This is a genomic window from Microbacterium sp. SL75 (genome assembly GCF_026625865.1).
In the GTDB taxonomy this organism is placed as follows: Bacteria; Actinomycetota; Actinomycetes; order Actinomycetales; family Microbacteriaceae; genus Microbacterium.
The window spans coordinates 3,209,988-3,224,494 of the sequence record NZ_CP113067.1 but is presented as its reverse complement, the minus strand read 5'-3'; the positions used below and the strand labels follow the sequence as shown (position 1 = coordinate 3,224,494).

The 14,507-nt window shown below is 70.5% G+C and carries 12 protein-coding genes; 3 read left to right on the top strand and 9 right to left on the bottom strand.

The features are described 5' to 3' along the window. Positions 1–13: 13 nt before the first annotated feature. Complete coding sequence (locus OVA17_RS15425) at positions 14–1,831, bottom strand: sugar phosphate isomerase/epimerase and 4-hydroxyphenylpyruvate domain-containing protein (protein WP_267787344.1); 1,818 nt, start codon at positions 1,829–1,831, stop codon at positions 14–16. A gap of 62 nt (positions 1,832–1,893) precedes the next feature. Here OVA17_RS15425 and OVA17_RS15420 point away from each other — a divergent pair, with 62 nt between their 5' ends. The 3 genes from OVA17_RS15420 to OVA17_RS15410 all read left to right on the top strand — a co-directional run bounded on the left by OVA17_RS15420 (position 1,894) and on the right by OVA17_RS15410 (position 4,898). Continuing rightward, positions 1,894–2,526 carry a TetR/AcrR family transcriptional regulator gene (locus OVA17_RS15420; protein ID WP_210075148.1) on the top strand — a complete coding sequence of 211 codons (633 nt, stop codon included), beginning with the start codon at positions 1,894–1,896 and terminating at the stop codon, positions 2,524–2,526. Positions 2,527–2,671: 145 nt separating this feature from the next. Next, entirely contained in the window at positions 2,672–3,565 is an 894-nt protein-coding gene (locus OVA17_RS15415; protein ID WP_267787343.1) for a shikimate dehydrogenase, read from the top strand. 13 nt (positions 3,566–3,578) lie between these two features. Continuing rightward, on the top strand, positions 3,579–4,898 hold the full coding sequence (locus tag OVA17_RS15410) for an MFS transporter (protein ID WP_210075144.1): 1,320 nt from the start codon (positions 3,579–3,581) through the stop codon (positions 4,896–4,898). Positions 4,899–5,137: 239 nt separating this feature from the next. Here OVA17_RS15410 and OVA17_RS15405 read toward each other — a convergent pair whose 3' ends face one another. The 8 genes from OVA17_RS15405 to alaS form a co-directional block, all read right to left on the bottom strand. Continuing rightward, on the bottom strand, positions 5,138–5,674 hold the full coding sequence (locus OVA17_RS15405) for a GNAT family N-acetyltransferase (RefSeq protein WP_267787342.1): 537 nt from the start codon (positions 5,672–5,674) through the stop codon (positions 5,138–5,140). Next, complete coding sequence (gene aroB / locus OVA17_RS15400; RefSeq protein WP_267787341.1) at positions 5,671–6,747, bottom strand: 3-dehydroquinate synthase; 1,077 nt, start codon at positions 6,745–6,747, stop codon at positions 5,671–5,673. The genes OVA17_RS15405 and aroB overlap by 4 nt, the downstream gene beginning before the upstream one ends. Continuing rightward, positions 6,744–7,286 carry a shikimate kinase gene (locus OVA17_RS15395; protein ID WP_267787340.1) on the bottom strand — a complete coding sequence of 181 codons (543 nt, stop codon included), beginning with the start codon at positions 7,284–7,286 and terminating at the stop codon, positions 6,744–6,746. Before OVA17_RS15395 ends, aroB begins: the two co-directional genes overlap by 4 nt. Beyond that, positions 7,273–8,499: a chorismate synthase gene (gene aroC / locus OVA17_RS15390; RefSeq protein ID WP_210075137.1), complete on the bottom strand. Its 1,227-nt coding sequence runs from the start codon at positions 8,497–8,499 to the stop codon at positions 7,273–7,275. The genes OVA17_RS15395 and aroC overlap by 14 nt, the downstream gene beginning before the upstream one ends. A gap of 4 nt (positions 8,500–8,503) precedes the next feature. Then, the gene (locus OVA17_RS15385) at positions 8,504–9,343 is read right to left on the bottom strand and encodes a shikimate dehydrogenase family protein (RefSeq protein ID WP_267787339.1); all 840 of its coding nucleotides are present in this window, start codon (positions 9,341–9,343) and stop codon (positions 8,504–8,506) included. Next, positions 9,337–10,680 (bottom strand): endolytic transglycosylase MltG, encoded by a 1,344-nt coding sequence (gene mltG, locus OVA17_RS15380; protein WP_267787338.1) that lies wholly within the window; start codon positions 10,678–10,680, stop codon positions 9,337–9,339. The genes OVA17_RS15385 and mltG overlap by 7 nt, the downstream gene beginning before the upstream one ends. Before the next feature lie 625 nt (positions 10,681–11,305). Next, the gene (gene ruvX / locus OVA17_RS15375) at positions 11,306–11,779 is read right to left on the bottom strand and encodes a Holliday junction resolvase RuvX (RefSeq protein WP_267787337.1); all 474 of its coding nucleotides are present in this window, start codon (positions 11,777–11,779) and stop codon (positions 11,306–11,308) included. Continuing rightward, a complete protein-coding gene (alaS, locus tag OVA17_RS15370) occupies positions 11,776–14,445 on the bottom strand; it encodes an alanine--tRNA ligase (protein WP_267787336.1) in 2,670 nt (889 codons plus the stop codon). Before alaS ends, ruvX begins: the two co-directional genes overlap by 4 nt. Positions 14,446–14,507 lie beyond the last annotated feature (62 nt).

Genomic DNA, 14,507 nt, shown 5'->3' with positions numbered 1-14,507 from the left:
GCCTGGCACGCTATCAGCGCCGCCCCTGGGCGCTGAGCCGCACGGGGGCCGTGCCCGCGCCGTAGCCCGTGTACCCGTCGACGCGCTCGACGAACTCGAGGAAGACCTCCCCGATCGTGCGCGTGTAGAAGTGCAGGTATTCCCCCGCGTGGTCGCGGTCGTAGCCCAGATGCAGCTCGCGCAGCTCATCGACAGCGGCATCCGTCATCTCGAAACGCGCCGCGAGGTCGTCGTAGTAGTTGCGCGGCATCGCCAGCGGGACGAAGCCCCGTTCGCGGGCGGACCGGGCGAGGGCCCGTACGTCGCTGCACGCGAAGGCGACGTGCTGGGGCAGGGCGGCGCCGGCACGTTCCCCGGCCAGGATCGGAGGGGCGACGTTGAGCGGAAGTCGTACCCCACCGCCGGGGGCGCCGAGCACGCGGCTGGCGACGAGACCCTGCGGCCCCGGCACCTCGGTGCTGCTGTCGACGCGCAGGGCGAAGCCGGCGGTGTAGAACAGCGTGGCTTCCTCGATGGCCTGCCACGGCTGCGACAGGCTCACATGGTCGACGCCCACCACGGCACTGGCACGCTCGGGCTCGCCGTGCTCAAATTCGGCGACCCAGGCGGGCTCGCCCTCGTCGGCGGCCTGAGCCCAGTAGACCTCGGTGCCGTCGGGGGCGACGGCGCCGTCGAGGCGTTCTTCGCTCGCGTAGGTGCGGCGGTAGGCGCGCGGCACGTGCAGCTCGTCCATGCGCAGGTCCACCGCCTCGGCGTCGTCGACCTCGAGGCCCACCGCGGCCAGCCGCGGCTCCCAGCCGCGCGCGTGCTGCTCGTTGAGCACGAGGCGGGCGTTGCCGGCCGTCCACAGCGTCACCGGCTTCGTACGGTGGCGTCCACGCGAGGTGAACCCGAGCTGACCGAGAAGCTCCTCGACGGCCGAGGTGTCCTCCGCCTTGATCTCGACGAAGTCGACTCCCGAGGGAGCCGCGGAGTCGGGGAGCATCGACAGGTCGTCGCGGTCCACGGCATCCGGGAACACCCTCGACACGGCGTCTTCGAGCCAGCGCAGCGAACGGCGCGCGTGGCGGGCCGTGCGGCGCGCGTCGGTCTGACGGAAGGTGTCGTTGAACACCTCGAGCGACCACGGACCGGTGTATCCGGCCGTGACGATGCGCGCGGTGAAATCGACCAGGTCGAAGTCGCCCTCGCCCGGGAACAGGCGGTGGTGCCGACTCCACGAGAGCACGTCCATGCTCAGCCGCGGGGCATCGGCGAGCTGGACGAAGAAGATCTTCTCGGGCGGGATGTCGGCGATGGCCGCGGGATCGTGCCCGCGCGAGAGGATGTGGAACGAGTCCAGGCAGACCCCCACGGCCGGGTGGTCGGCGAGCTCGACGATGCGCCACGCGCGGCGGTAGTCGTCGACGAAGCGCCCCCACGCCAAAGCCTCGAAGGCGATCCGGATGCCGTAGCCCCGGGCGAGGTCGCCGAGTCGCCGCAACTGCGCGGCCGAGACGGCGTCGTCGTCGATCGTCGCGGTCGCGACGTTGCTGCAGCACAGCACGAGGTCGATTCCGAGGCGGTTCATGAGGCGGAACTTCGCCTCCGCCCGGCGGAGGACCGCGGCGAAGGCCGGCTCATCGACTCCCTCGACGTCGCGCATCGGCTGGTACAGGTCGAGAGCGAGGCCCAACCTGCCGGCGAGGGCGGCGATCTCTTCGGGGCTCTCCGGGGCGGCGAGCAGGTCGGGCTCGAAGATCTCGACGCCGTCGAAGCCGGCATCGGCGCACGCGTGGAGCTTGTCGGCCAGGGTGCCGCTGATGCAGACGGTCGCCATCGAGGTCCTCATGGCGGCCGAATGTACCAGTTAGTACAAACGGGGTCCACTCCCCCGTCCACTAGGTTGGGGCCATGGCCGAGGCACGTCGAGACGCCGAGCGCACCCGCTCCGAGCTGCTGGCCGTGGCGACCGAGGTGTTCGCCGAAGACGGTTACTCGGGTGCCCGCGTCGATGAGATCGCGGCCCGCACGCGCACCACCAAGCGCATGATCTACTACTACTTCGGCAGCAAGGACGGTCTGTATCGAGCCGTTCTCGAAGAGGCGTACCGCGGCATCCGCGAGGCCGAGCGCGCGATCGACGTCGACCACGCCGACCCGGTGGATGCCATTCGCGCCCTCGCCGAACTCACCTACGACCACCACGTCGGCCACGACGCCTTCATCCGTCTCGTCGCTATCGAGAACATCCACCGCGGGGCCTTCATTCGCCAGATCGAGGGCCTGCGGACCCTGTCGCAGCCCGCGAAGGGGCTGCTCGACGAGATCCTCGAGCGCGGTCGCGCGGCGGGGATCTTCCGCGCCGACGTCGACGCGATCGACGTGCACCTCGTGATCAGCTCGTACTGCGTGTTCCAGGTCGCGAACCAGTACACCTTCGGGCACCTCTTCGATGTCGACCTCGCCTCCCCCGACCGACGGACGCACCTGCGCGCGGTCATCGGCGACGTCGTGGTCGGGTGGCTGACGGCGTCCTCGCGCTGAGGTGGTCGGGGTCTTTCGCCCCGGGCGCCGACGGCGGCGAGCAGCTGCTGCATTCGGAATGGATCGTTGACACCGTTTGCGAGGCATGGTTTTCTCTGAACGTACCGGTTAGTACATAACCGCGTCGCGGACACGAAGGAGTACCGTGAACGACGCTCACCCGTATCTCGTCGGCCTCATCGGCACGGGGGTCCTGCCCTCGCTGACGCCGCCGATGCACATGGCCGAGGCTCGCGCTCTCGGGCTCACCTACGTGTACCGCCCTCTCGACCTCACCGCCCTCGGGATCGACCCCGACCGCATCGGCGACGTGCTCGCCTGGGCCGAGCGCCTCGGGTACGACGCCGTCAACGTCACGCACCCCTGCAAGCAGAGCGTGCTCGCCCATCTCGACCGCGTCGATCCGGTCGCCGCCGCTCTCGGCGCCGTCAACACGGTGCTGTTCACACCCGCCGGTCGAGTGGGCTACAACACCGATACGACGGGCTTCGCCGCGGCCTTCGGCGACGGACTCCCCGATGCCGGCACCCGGCACGTCGTCCAACTCGGCGCCGGAGGGGCCGGTTCGGCGGTCGCCGATGCCCTGTTGCGTCTCGGAACCGCGCACCTGAGCATCGTCGACCTCGACCCCGCTCGCGCGACGGCTCTCGCGGACGACCTGGGCCGGCGTCATCCTCTCGCCGCGGTCGAGACGGCCTCTGTCGCCGATCTTCCCGCGGTGCTCGCCGACGCCGACGGGCTCGTGCACTGCACGCCGGTCGGCATGGCCGAGCACCCCGGCCTTCCGCTCGATGCCGGGCTGCTGCGCCCTGAGCTGTGGGTCGCCGACATCGTGTACCGTCCGCTCGACACCGAGCTGCTCGTCACCGCACGCGAGCGCGGGTGCCGCACCCTGAGCGGCGGACGCATGGCGGTCCACCAGGCCGTCGACGCATTCGCCCTCATCACCGGGACGCGACCCGATCCCGACCGCATGAGCGCCCACTTCCTCGACCTCGTGGCCGCCGACACTCCCGTCGACCCGGCCCTCGCCCGCTAAGGAGCATTCGTCCATGACCACCACCGCAACGACGCGGAAGACTCCCGTGAGGGCGGCCACCGCCAGCTTCATGGGGAGCGCCGTGGAGTACTACGACTTCTTCCTGTTCGGTTCCGCCGCCGCTCTCATCTTCCCCACGGTGTTCTTCCCCTCGGGCGATCAGGCCGCACTCGTGATGTCATTCGCGACTTTCGGTTTCGCGTACATCGCCCGGCCCTTCGGCGCCGTCATCCTCGGTCACTTCGGGGATCGCATCGGACGCCAGAAGGTGCTGATGTTCACCTTGCTGCTCATGGGGCTGTCGACCTTCGTCATCGGCTGCCTCCCCGGCTTCGCGCAGATCGGCTGGTTCGCCCCGGTGCTGCTGGTGCTCTGCCGTCTCGCCCAAGGGCTCTCGGCCGCCGGCGAGCAGGCGGGAGCGTCGTCTCTCACCCTCGAGCACGCCCCGGATTCGCGTCGCTCGTTCTTCACCTCGTGGACGCTGACCGGCACCCAGGGTGGACAGATCCTCGCCGCGTTGATCTTCATCCCGGTGGTCGCCCTGCCCGATGACATCAAGTTCTCGTGGGGCTGGCGCGTTCCGTTCTGGCTGAGCGCCGTCGTCGTGGTCGTGGCGTTCTTCATCCGACGGAGCTTGCACGAGACGCCCGAGTTCGAGCAGGCCAAGGCCGACGGCCAGATCGCCCGCATGCCGCTGGTACCGCTGCTGAAGAACCACTGGCGCGACGTGCTCCGGGTGATCTGCTGCGCGTTCATCGCCGCGGTCTCGACCGTGTTCGGCACCCTCGCGATCGCCTACGGCAAGGAAGAGGGTCTGGACGCGAGCGTCACCCTGTGGCTCGTCGTCGTGGCCAACGTCGTCGCACTGTTCACGCAGCCGCTGTTCGGCACGCTCGCCGACCGCATCGGACGCAAGCCCGTCTTCATCTACGGCGCGCTGTCGTCGGCGGCGTTCATGCCGTTCTACATGCTGTCGATGGGCGCAGGGAACAACCTCGTCACCTTCGGTCTGGCGATCCTCACGTTCTCGTGCGGATACGCGGCGGCCAACGCCGTGTGGCCCTCGTTCTACGGCGAGATGTTCAGCGTCCGCGTCCGCTTCTCGGGTATGGCGATCGGCACCCAGCTCGGCTTCCTCATGGCCGGTTTCGCCCCGAGCATCGTCGCCGCCCTCGGCGGCGGATCGGCCGGCGGCTGGGTCGTCATCAGCGTCTTCACCGCCGTCATCGCCGTGATTGCCTCGGTGAGCGCCCTCACCGCCCGCGAGACGAAGGACGTCCCGACCGATCAGCTCGGCCTCGCCGCTGAGCGCCGCGCCCCCGCGACGGTCTGATCGGCACGCGAAAGCCCCGTCCTCTCCGGAAGGCGGGGCTTTCGCGCGCACGGGTGATCTCGAAAGACCACGCTCGACGTCGCATGAGAGACGGAATCAGGACCGGATGCCACCGCCTCGGCACTCGCGCGCCTCATCGATCCGGAGACTCGCAACGGGTTCGAAGACGCGGGCGGGGTGGTCCGATTTCGGCTCGGGAATCCGACCTGCGTGCGGCCGTCCGCGCAGCGGCGTGCGCGTCAGAGCGTGCGCAGCGACCGGCTCATCGCGAGTTCGGCGCCGATCGGCCCCGTGAACGTCTCGCCGGTCGGCGTGAATCCCGCGCGCCGGTACACGGCCTGAGCGCGGGCATTGTCGACGTGCACGTCGAGTGAGAGCGTCTCGAAGCCCTGTTCGGCGCTCCAGCGCGCGGCGGCGTCGAGAAGAGCGTCGATCGCTCCGGTCCCCCGCGCCTCGGGGGCGACGTACACGCCGACGACGTCGGCGCGCCCCGCGCTCAGCCGCCGCCCCGTGTGGTCGACGTCGCCCGCACGGCGCACCAGCACGGTCACCGATCCGACCCACGCGTCGCCGTCTTCGGCCACGAACATCGCCGCGTCTCGCCCGGCCGCACCGCCCGCCGCGCGCTCGTCCCAGAAGGTCGAGTCCCGCTCGAGCTCCTCCTCGCGGGTGGTGAGGAAGGCGATGGATGCCACCGGGTCGCTCACCGCACGCAGCCGGAGCTCGCGCACGCGGGCACCCTCATCCGCGCGCACGCGGCGCACGGCGATGCTCACGCACCGACCTCCTGATACGCCGCGAAGAGCAGCGATTCGTCGGGCGCCTGCAGCACGGTGGGACGCGCGAGGTCGTCGAGCACGATGAAGCGCAACATGCTGCCCCGACTCTTCTTATCGCGCTGCATGGTCGCCTTCAGGGTCTGGAACGCCCCCGCTCGATACGTCGTCGGAAGCCCGAGAGACTCCAGCACCGTGCGGTGGCGCTGAGCCACGTCATCCGAGAGGCGCCCCGCGAGCCGCGACAGCTCGGCAGCGAACACCATGCCGACCGAGATCGCCGCGCCGTGACGCCAGCGGTACCGCTCGGCGTGCTCGATCGCGTGTCCCAGCGTGTGCCCGTAGTTGAGCACCTCGCGCAGTCCGGCCTCTCGCAGGTCCTCGCCGACCACGCGCGCCTTCATGTCGATCGCGAGCTCGACGCAGCGACGGAAGCCGTCTCCGCGGGGGTTCACGATCCCCTCCGGATCGGCCTCGATGAGATCGAGGATCTCCGGATGCCAGATGAAGCCCGCCTTGACCACCTCGGCGAAGCCGGCGGTCGCTTCGTTCTTCGAGAGCGTGTCGAGCAGGTCGAGGTCGCACACCACGGCGACCGGCGGCCAGAATGCCCCGACGAGGTTCTTGCCCTCGGCGGTGTTGATGCCGGTCTTGCCGCCGACGGCGGCATCGACCATCCCCAGCACCGTCGTGGGCACCTGCACGAGAGCGACGCCGCGCAGCCAGGTCGCGGCGACGAAACCGGCGAGGTCGGTCACCGCGCCGCCGCCGAAACCGACGACGACGTCGGTGCGAGTGAAGTCGGCCTGCCCCATGACCTGCCAGCAGAACGCCGCGACCTCGACGCGCTTTCCGGCCTCGGCATCCGGGATCTCGGCGAGCAGCACCTGACGATCGCCCACGAGCTGGGCGCGAAGCTCTTCGGCCTGCTTCGCGAGCGTCGGCGGGTGGACCACCAGCACCTTCTGCGCCCCCGCGGGCAGTGCCTCGCCGAGCGAGGCGAGAAGGCCCCGTCCGATCGTGATGTCGTAGCCGGGCTCGCCGGCGACGCTGATGGTGGTGGTGTCGGTCATACCGTCTCTCCGGCCGGCACACGGCGTGCCCAGGCCACGATGTCGTCGACGACCCGTGCGAGCGGGCCGGACGAGGTGTCGAAAGCGATGTCGGCGGTCTGCTCGTACACGGGCCGCCGTTCTTCGAAGATGCGCTGCCAGCGAGCGACGGGGTCTTCTCCGCCGAGCAACGGCCGTTCGTCGCCGTGGATCCGGGATGCCACGACGTGCGGCGCCACGGTCAGCAGCACGACACGGTGCTCGCGAAGGCGCGCGCTCGTCAGCGGGTCGAGGACCGCGCCCCCGCCGAGCGCGACCACTCCGCCGCGGGCCAGGGCCTCGACGACCGCCTCGCGCTCAAGGGCACGGAAGTGCGGCTCGCCGTGGGCGGCGAACAGCGCCGGGATCGGGCCGTGGTCGCGGACGACGAGCTTGTCGGTGTCGGTGAAGGGCGTGCCCAGCGCTCGCGCCACGCGGCGCCCGACGCTGGTCTTCCCCGCGCCCATCGGACCGATGAGCACGACGGCCGAACCCGCGGTCGGCTGCTCAGGCGAGGTCATGCGCGAGCAGCGCCGCGTCGGACGCGTCGGTCGTGCGCAGCGTCTCGGGGAGGTTCGCGAGGTACGTCTCGACGTTGCGGCGGGTCTCGACGATGTTGTCGCCGCCGAACTTCTCGAGCACCGCGTCGGCGAGGGTGATCGCGACCATGGCTTCGGCCACGACACCGGCCGCCGGAACCGCGCAGACGTCGGAACGCTGGTGGTGGGCGGCAGCGGTGTCGCCGGTGGCCACATCGACCGTGCGGAGGGCCTTGGGGATCGTCGCGATCGGCTTCATCCCGGCACGCACGCGCAGCACGGTACCCGTGGACATGCCGCCCTCGGTGCCGCCCGCGCGGTCGGACGACCGCGTGATCCCGTCGCCCGTGGCGAACAGCTCGTCGTGTGCCTGCGATCCACGGCGGGTGGTGGTGAGGAAGCCGTCGCCGACTTCCACCCCCTTGATCGCCTGGATGCTCATCAGCGCCTGAGCGAGCTTGGCATCCAGTCGACGATCCCACTGCACGTGGGAGCCGAGCCCCGGCGGAAGGCCGTAGGCGAGCACCTCGACGACACCGCCGAGGGTGTCGCCCGTCTTCTTGGCGTCGTCGACCTCGGCGACCATGGCCGCGCTCGTCTCGGCGTGGAAGCAGCGCAGCGGATCGGCGTCGAGGCGGTCGACATCGTCGGGCGTGGGGAACTCCGCGTCGTCGGGGACGCGCACGGGGCCGATCGAGAGGGTGTGGCTGACCAGTCGGATGCCGAGCTCGTTGAGGAACGAGCGGGCGACGGCACCCAGTGCGACGCGCGCGGCCGTCTCGCGGGCCGAGGCGCGCTCGAGGATGGGCCGGGCTTCGTCGAAGCCGTACTTCTGCATGCCGACGAGGTCGGCGTGGCCGGGACGGGGGCGCGTGAGAGCGGCGCCGCGGCCGCGCGAGCGGTCGGACAGCTCGACGGGCTCGGGGCTCATCACCTCGGTCCACTTCGGCCACTCGGTGTTGCCGATGCGCAGGGCGATGGGGCTTCCGATCGTGAAGCCGTGCACGATGCCCGTGGACAGCGACAGCTCGTCCTCTTCGAACTTCATGCGCGAACCGCGACCGTATCCCAGGCGACGGCGCGCCAGTTCTGCGCGGATCTGCGCCGAAGAGATGGGGACGCCGGCCGGCATCCCTTCCATGAGGGCGATCAGCTCGGGGCCGTGGGACTCGCCGGCGGTGAGAACGCGAAGCATGGTCCTAGTCTCCCACGAGCGCGGTGCGCATTGCGGCCAGCACCTCGGTCTCGCGTTCGAGGGCGATCTCGGGGTCTTCCCCGACGAAGACGCGCACCTGCAGCAGAGCTTGGTGCAGCAGCATCGCGAGACCGTCGTGCGCCTCGCCGCCCGCGCGTGCCCACGCCTGAGCGAGCGGAGTCGGCCAGCCGCCGTAGACGACGTCGACGAGCGGACCGGAGACGGATGCCAGATCGTCGGCGACGCCGCCGAGATCGGTGCCCCCGGGCAGAGCCGCGATGGTGGCGTCCACCGGTGACAGCTCGGGGTCGTTGAGGGCGACGACGCGAACGACGACCCCCAAAGGGTCGGCGAGGGCGCCGAGGGGGGCGGCCGCCTCGGGCCGCCGCGCGCGGACCTCGATGAGACCGGCTCCCGTACGGGCGGCGGCGACCACCGCGGAGGTCGCTGTGGCTCCGGCGCCGAGCACGCGGATCGCCCCGGGCTCGCGCACGCCGATCTCGTCGAGGGCACGGGCCAGGCCGCCCACGTCGGTGTTGAAACCGCGGGGGCCGCCCTCGGCCAGCAGGAAGGTGTTCACGGCGCCGGTCAGCCGCGCGTCGTCGTCGAGCGAGACGGCGGCGCGAGCGGCCGCGTGCTTGAGCGGCATGGTGAGCGAGAGCCCGCGCCAGACGGCATCCAGTTCTTCTACCGCGGAGGCGAAGTTCGCCTCGTCCACCCGTCGGCGCCCGTAGTCCCAGTCGAGGCCGAGCGCGCCGTACGCCGCCGCGTGCAGCCGGGGCGACCGCGAATGCGCGATCGGGTCTCCCCAGACGGCCAGACGGCGGCGAGGTCCGGTCAGCATCCGCCGTTCGGGTTCTCGCGGCACCACTGCTGGAACTGCGCGACCGCCTTCTCTTGGTCGGCGTAGGTGGTCGAGAACACCGTCTCGCCCGTCGACAGGTTCACCGTCGTGAAGTAGTACCAGGGGCCGTCGACGGGGTGCATCGCGGCGTCGATTGCGAGGTCTCCGGCGTTGGCGATCGGCCCGACGGGGAGCCCGGGATACTTGTAGGTGTTATAGGGATTGTCGCTGTTGAGGGCGTTCGCGCTCGACGACGAGGCTCCGGCGTCGAGCTCGTTCGCGCCGTACTGCGCCGTGGAGTCCATCTGCAGCAGACCGTGCGTCTCGGTGTTGTCGGGTTGCAGACGGTTCTCGATCACGCGTGAGACCTTGTAGAAGTCCTCGCTGCTGCGGGCTTCGCGTTCGATGATCGAGGCGATGGTGAGGATGCGCTCTCGATCGTTCGGCGCCACGCCGGCCTTGTCGAGCGACTCGATCGTGCGCTTGACCATTCGATCGATGATCTGTGGGGCGGTGACGCCGTCGTCGAAATCGTAGGTCGCGGGGAAGATCCAGCCCTCGAGGGTCGAGGCGGAGACCCCGTAGGTCGAGGGGGTCGCGACCGCGGCATCGAGATCGGCGCGCGCGATGCCGACCTGCTCCGAGATGATGTCCAGCGATTGCGTCAGGGTGAGCCCCTCACGCAGCTGCACCGAGTTGTCGAGACGGTTGGCCGGGTCGCGGAGCGCGGCGATCACCGCCTCCGAGGTCATCTGCTGCTGCAGCTTGTAGACGCCGGGCTGGAACGTGAAGCCCACCGCGTTGTCAACCATGTACTTGTAGAGCGAGTTGGTCGCCTTCGTCACGCCCGCCTCGAAGAGCTTCGGCGAAACGGACTGGCCCGTGTCACCCGACACGATCGTGACGCGTGCTTCGCCGGTCGCCTGTCCCGCTTCGTACTCGAGCGGCTCGCCGTTGCCGAGGAACGCCTGGATACGTTCGCCGTAGGTGTTCCACAGCGCGAAGCCGCCGCCGGCGACACCACCGACGAGGATCAAGACGATGGCGAGAGCGATCCAGCGACCCCCACCACGGCGCCGCTTCGGAGGCTTCTGCGGTGCCCAGCCGATCTGCTGCGTGGTGGTCTCACCGGTGAAGAGGTCTTCGAGAGATCCGGATGCCGTGCTGCGAGGCGTGGCGGAGGCTGCGGCGGCCGTTCCCGCTCCGGCTCCGACGAGGGCGGGTTCGCGGTCGCGCGACGGCTCGTTGCGGCGAGACTCGGATCCGGAACGGGGAGCGTCCGCGCGGCGGGCTGCGGCCTGCCAGGCTGCGGATTGCGTGTCACGGGCGGGCTGCATGGCGCCGGAGGGCGAGGAGGGAGTGCTCTGCGCGGAGGTCGTGCGAGGCGCCTGATCTCGCACAGCGCGCGTGGCAGGGTCTGAGGCCGCCGGTTCCGGCGCCGTCGCGGAGGCCGCGGCGGGAGCACCGCTGCGACGCGGCCCCGGCGCCGCTTCGTCGCGGCCGCCAGCGGAAGCGGCGTCTCGCGTGGTCTGCGGCGAAGGGGAATCGGTGGGTCGCGCGGACGCAGACTCCCTCCCTGCCGCCTGCTCGGCTGCGGAACGAGGCGCGGGCGTCGAGCCGGGGCGCGAAGCACCCGACGGCTCGGCGGGGAAGGCTGTCGGATGTTCGGCGGGAGCGGCCGGCTCCAGCGGCGGCTGCGCGTCCGCGACTCGCGGTGTGGCCGTGGCTTCGGCCTCGCGATGGGCGGGTGCGGTGGACGCGCCTTCGACCGCCTGCTCCGCGGACACGGTCGGCGTGGCCTCGGTCGCCGCGCGTCGGGCCTCGCGGGCGGCTCGGCGCGACGGCGGAGCAGCATCCTCGCCGCCGGGGAGGCGAGAGGAGCGCGTACCGGTGCGCGGGTCGGGCAGACGACCGTAAAGATCCGCGAACGGATCGTTTTCGGGGTGCTGGTTCTCGGGCATGTCAGGCGGGCTCCTGTCCCGGTGTTACGGCGGGTCCGGCCGGCTCGCCGGACTGTCGCTCCACATCGATCGCCTGCTGCAGAAGCACCACGGCGGCGACTTGGTCCACAATGCTACGAGAATCCCGCTGAGAACGCCCTGCTTCGCGGAGAACACTGTGCGCCGAAACGGTGCTCAGGCGTTCATCGACCAGGCGGACGGGCATCGGCAGAGCCGCGGCCAGCGCCGCGGCGAAGGCACGAGCGTCGGTCGTCGACGGCGTGTCTTCACCGCGCAGGTTCAGCGGCAGCCCCACCAGGATCTCGAATGCCTCGTACTCGCCCGCCAGAGCCGCGATGCGGCGAATCGGCTCGCCCTTTCGAGGCACCGTCTCGACGGGAACGGCGAGCACCCCGTCCGGGTCTGACCGAGCCACGCCGACGCGCGCGCGCCCGACGTCGATCCCGAATCGGATGCCGCGACGAAACGACGTCACGCGATCGTCGTCCTCACGTCCGAGACGATTCCCTCGAGCGCCTGCGGCAGGGCCGCGGCATCCGTCCCGCCGCCCTGGGCGACGTCGGGACGACCTCCGCCACCGCCGCCGAGCACACCGGCCGCCGCCTTGGCGAGGGCGCCCGCGGCGAGCCCCCGTTCGCGCGCGGCGTCGTTGGTGACGACGACCACCGTGGCGCGGCCGCCGGTGGTGCTCGCGAGAGCGACGACCGCGGGGTCGCTGCCCAGGCGGTCGCGCACCTGCAGCGCGAGCGAGCGCACGTCGTCTGCCGAGGCGCCCTCCCCGAGGCTCTGTGCGACCACCCGCACGGTGCCGACGGCGACGGCCGACTCCACCAGCTGGGGCAGGCGACCGGTGAGGGCCTGCGCCTCGAACGCCGCGATCTTCTTCTCGGCGGCCTTGAGGCTCGCGGCCAACTCGGCGATGCGGGTGGGCAGCTGCTCGCGCGGCGTCTTCAGGCTCGAGCTGAGCTGAGAGACGATCGCGCGCTCGGCGGCGAGGTCGCGGAAGGCGTCGAGGCCCACGAGGGCTTCCACGCGGCGGTTCGACGCGCCGACCGACTGCTCGCCCACGAGGTTGACCAGGCCGATCTCGGCGCTGCGAGACACGTGGGTGCCACCGCACAGCTCACGCGACCAGGGACCACCGATGTCGACCATGCGCACGGTGTCGCCGTACTTCTCGCCGAACAGCGCCATGGCGCCCGCGGCTTTCGCCTCGTCGAGCGACATCACGCGCGTGGTGACCTCGAGGTTGTCGCGCACCGCGTTGTTGGCGATGTCCTCGATCTCGGTGCGGGTCTCGGGCGACAGCGCGGAGCCCCAGCTGAAGTCGAAGCGCATGTAACCCGCGCGATTGAGCGAACCGGTCTGCGTCGCCGTCTTGCCGAGGGTGTCGCGGATCGCCGCGTGCACCAGGTGAGTCGCAGTGTGCGCCTGCTGGGCGGCGTGGCGGTTGAGCGCGTCGACGACGGTCGTGGCGGGGGCGCCGACCGAGACCTCACCGGTCGTCACCTCGACGGTGTGGCTGACGAGACCCGGAACGGGACGCTGCACGTCGAGCACCTCGAGCTCGTAGCCGGGACCGACGATGACGCCCTTGTCGGCGACCTGGCCACCTGATTCGGCGTACAGGGCGGTCTCGGCGAGGATCACCTCGGCGATCTGGCCCTCGGCCGCGCGGTCGGTTCCGACCCCCTGGATCAGGATGCCGAGAACCCGGGACTCCGTCTGCATCTCGGTGTAGCCGGTGAAGACGGTCTCGCCGTGGGCGCGGAACTCGCGGTAGGCGCTCTGGTCGGCGATCGTGCCCTTGCGGGCGCGGGCGTCGGCCTTGGCACGTGTGCGCTGCTCGAGCATCAGCTGGTCGAAGGCGCCGCGGTCGACGGACAGCCCGGCCTCTTCGGCGATCTCGAGCGTGAGGTCGATCGGGAAGCCGTAGGTGTCGTGCAGCAGGAACGCCTCGGAGCCCGACAGCGTGGTGCCGCCGCCGTTCTTGGCCTCGACGACCGACTGGTCGAGGATCGCGGATCCGGCCGCGAGCGTGCGGAGGAACGTCTGCTCCTCGGCGATCGCGTAGGCCGAGAGGCGCGCGTAATCGGCCTCGACCTCGGGGTAGGACTCTTTCATCGCGTCGCGTGAGGCGGCGAACAGCTCCGGGAACGTGGGGCCGTCGACGCCGAGGAGGCGCATCGAGCGGATCGCGCGACGCATGATGCGGCGCAGGATGTAGCCGCGGCCCTCGTTCGAGGGGGTGACGCCGTCGGCGAGCAGCATGAGGGATGAGCGCACGTGGTCGGCGACGATGCGCAGGCGCACGTCGTCGTCGTGAGACTCCTGGCCGTACGACTTGCCCGCGAGCTTGGCGGCCAGGTCCAGCACGGGGCGCACCTGGTCGGTCTCGTACATGTTGTCGACGCCCTGCTTGATGAACGCGATGCGCTCCAGGCCCATGCCGGTGTCGATGTTCTTCGCGGGCAGCTCCCCGACGATGTCGAAGTCGTACTTCGAGCGCACGTTGGTGATCTCGTACTGCATGAACACGAGGTTCCAGATCTCGACGTAGCGGTCGTCGTCGGTGGCGGGGCCTCCGTCGATGCCGTACTCGGGACCGCGGTCGAAGAAGATCTCCGAGCAGGGACCGGCGGGGCCGGGCAGACCGGTCGACCAGTAGTTCGTGTCCTTGCCCAGGCGCTGGATGCGCTCGTCGGGCAGAGAGCTGAGCTCGAGCCAGAGGTCGCGGGCTTCGTCGTCCTCCTCGTAGACCGTGACCCAGAGGTCCTTCGGATCGAACGCGAGGCCGCCCTCCGACTCGGGGGCCGTCAGCAGCTCCCAGGCGAAGCGGATCGCGTCTTCCTTGAAGTAGTCGCCGAACGACCAGTTGCCGAGCATCTGGAAGAAGGTGCCGTGACGCGGGGTCTTGCCGACTTCTTCGATGTCGTTGGTGCGGATGCACTTCTGCACGTCGGCAGCGCGCGGATAGGGCGGCGGAACGACCCCGCTCAGATACGGGATGAAGGGCACCATGCCCGCCACGGTGAACAGCAGGGCCGGGTCGTCGGTGACGAGCGAGGCCGAGGGGACGATCGTGTGGTTCTTCTTCTCGAAGAAGTCGAGGAAGCGCTGGGCGATCTCGGCGGTTTTCATGGCGGGTCTTTCCGTACGCATGCGGATCCGCCCCACGGGTGGGGGCGGGAGGCCGGAGGGGG

Excerpts from the sequence above, each read along its gene's own strand:
- mltG (WP_267787338.1), bottom strand. The coding sequence starts at position 10,680 with ATGCAGCCCGCCCGTGACACGCAATCCGCAGCCTGGCAGGCCGCAGCC.
- OVA17_RS15425 (WP_267787344.1), bottom strand. The coding sequence starts at position 1,831 with ATGAGGACCTCGATGGCGACCGTCTGCATCAGCGGCACCCTGGCCGAC.
- aroB (WP_267787341.1), bottom strand. The coding sequence starts at position 6,747 with ATGACCGACACCACCACCATCAGCGTCGCCGGCGAGCCCGGCTACGAC.
- OVA17_RS15395 (WP_267787340.1), bottom strand. The coding sequence starts at position 7,286 with ATGACCTCGCCTGAGCAGCCGACCGCGGGTTCGGCCGTCGTGCTCATC.
- aroC (WP_210075137.1), bottom strand. The coding sequence starts at position 8,499 with ATGCTTCGCGTTCTCACCGCCGGCGAGTCCCACGGCCCCGAGCTGATC.
- OVA17_RS15410 (WP_210075144.1), top strand. The coding sequence starts at position 3,579 with ATGACCACCACCGCAACGACGCGGAAGACTCCCGTGAGGGCGGCCACC.
- OVA17_RS15420 (WP_210075148.1), top strand. The coding sequence starts at position 1,894 with ATGGCCGAGGCACGTCGAGACGCCGAGCGCACCCGCTCCGAGCTGCTG.
- OVA17_RS15385 (WP_267787339.1), bottom strand. The coding sequence starts at position 9,343 with ATGCTGACCGGACCTCGCCGCCGTCTGGCCGTCTGGGGAGACCCGATC.
- alaS (WP_267787336.1), bottom strand. The coding sequence starts at position 14,445 with ATGAAAACCGCCGAGATCGCCCAGCGCTTCCTCGACTTCTTCGAGAAG.